Raw genomic sequence first — 1624 nt, 5'->3', positions numbered from 1 at the left:
GCAAGCTCCCTCGCCACAAAGGGGACCAGTGTCAGCCTTTGGGAGCGCTCGGCGGACTTACCCCAAACCTCGCCCGGTAATCACTCGGCGCCAGCCCAGTGATTTTCTTGAAGGTCGAGCGAAAGGCACCGGGGTCCTGATAGCCCACGGTCCAGGCAATGTGATCGATGGTGCCGTTGGTGAACTCCAGCATTTCCCGGGCCTTGCCGACTCGCAGGTGCTGGCAGTATTCGGTGGGCTTGAGTCCGGTGGCGGCACGGAACCGGCGCAGGAAGGTGCGTTCCTCCAGGCCGGCCTGCTCCGCCATTGCGCCGAGGGAGACATCCACCGCGCCGCTACGCTGCAGCCAGTGCTGCACCTTGAGAATCGCGGCGTCGCCGTGGCCGAGGATCGGCGCAAAATTGCTGCCGCACTGGCTCGCGCTGTCGCTGTGCTCGATCACCAGGAATTTCGCCGTGCGCGTGGCGATGCTGGGGCCGAGCAGGCGATCCACCAATCGCAGCCCAAGCTCCGACCAGGCCATCAGCCCCGCCGTGGTGATCAGGTCACCGTCATCGACGATGGGTTTGTCGGCGTTGAGATTGATCTTCGGATAACGCGCCGCGAAGGACTTCGCCGAAGTCCAGTGGGTCGTGGCGCTGCGACCATCGAGCAAGCCGCTTTCGGCCAGCAGGATCGAACCGACGCAAACCCCGCCCAATACCGTGCCGTCGGCATGCTGCGCCCGCAACCAATCCATCAGCGGCGGCGCGGCGAGCTTTTCATTGAAGCCGGCAATGGAGGGCGGGATCAGCAAGGCAATCAGTTTGCCCGGTGCTCCGTCCTCGCTGTCGAACACCCGCAGCGGCACCTCACCGTTCTCCGTGCGCCAATGACTCACTCGCAGCCTCGGCAACTGCGCACTGGCCTGCTCGGTCGCGATCCTGGCCGCGACCGTGAACAGATCGGTCAGGCCGTGCACCGCCGCCAATTGCGCACCGGGATACATCAGCACGCCCAGTTCAGCGAATGCCCTTTCCTGCGCCATTGTCAGTTTTCCCTCGCCTATTGTCGTTACGGCCAATCCTCCCATCGCCGGGCTTGGCCAATACTGGCTTCACCGCAATCAACCCGAGGAAGTCCCCATGTCCAAGCAAGCGCTCATCGTAGTCGATATCCAGAACGACTACTTCCCCCAAGGGAAATGGCCGTTGGTCGGCGTCGAGGCTGCAGCCGACAATGCCGCCAGAATGATCGAAGCGTTTCGCCAGGTCGCAAACCCGGTGGTGCACATTCGCCACGAATTCACTTCCGACGAAGCGCCCTTTTTCACGCCAGGCTCCGAAGGCGCGCAGTTGCATACCAAGGTGCTCAACCGTGCCGATGAGCCGGTGGTGCTCAAGCATTTCGTCAATTCGTTTCGCGAGACCGAACTGCAGGCGATCCTCGACCAACGGGGCATCGAGCAACTGGTGGTGGTCGGTAGCATGAGCCATATGTGTATCGATGGCGTCGTGCGGGCGGCAGCGGACCTGGGCTACGGCGTCACGGTGATTCACGACGCGTGCGCGACTCGCGATCTTGAATTCAACGGCGTGGTCGTCCCGGCCGCACAAGTCCATGCCGCGTTCATGTCGGCGCTGGG

At 63.1% G+C, this 1624-nt stretch carries 2 protein-coding genes; one reads left to right on the top strand and one right to left on the bottom strand.

What is annotated here, in order from left to right:
- Positions 1-31: 31 nt before the first annotated feature.
- Positions 32-1027, bottom strand: coding sequence for a GlxA family transcriptional regulator (locus tag OC610_RS27030; RefSeq protein ID WP_264432382.1), 996 nt, complete (start codon positions 1025-1027; stop codon positions 32-34).
- Positions 1028-1124: 97 nt separating this feature from the next.
- Here OC610_RS27030 and OC610_RS27025 point away from each other — a divergent pair.
- Positions 1125-1624 (top strand): cysteine hydrolase family protein (locus OC610_RS27025; RefSeq protein WP_264432380.1); only part of this gene is annotated, 500 nt, incomplete at its 3' end.

This window comes from Pseudomonas agronomica, assembly GCF_025917275.1.
GTDB lineage: Bacteria > Pseudomonadota > Gammaproteobacteria > Pseudomonadales > Pseudomonadaceae > Aquipseudomonas > Aquipseudomonas agronomica.
Note: the sequence above shows the minus strand (reverse complement) of the source record. Positions and strands in the feature narration are given on the sequence as shown.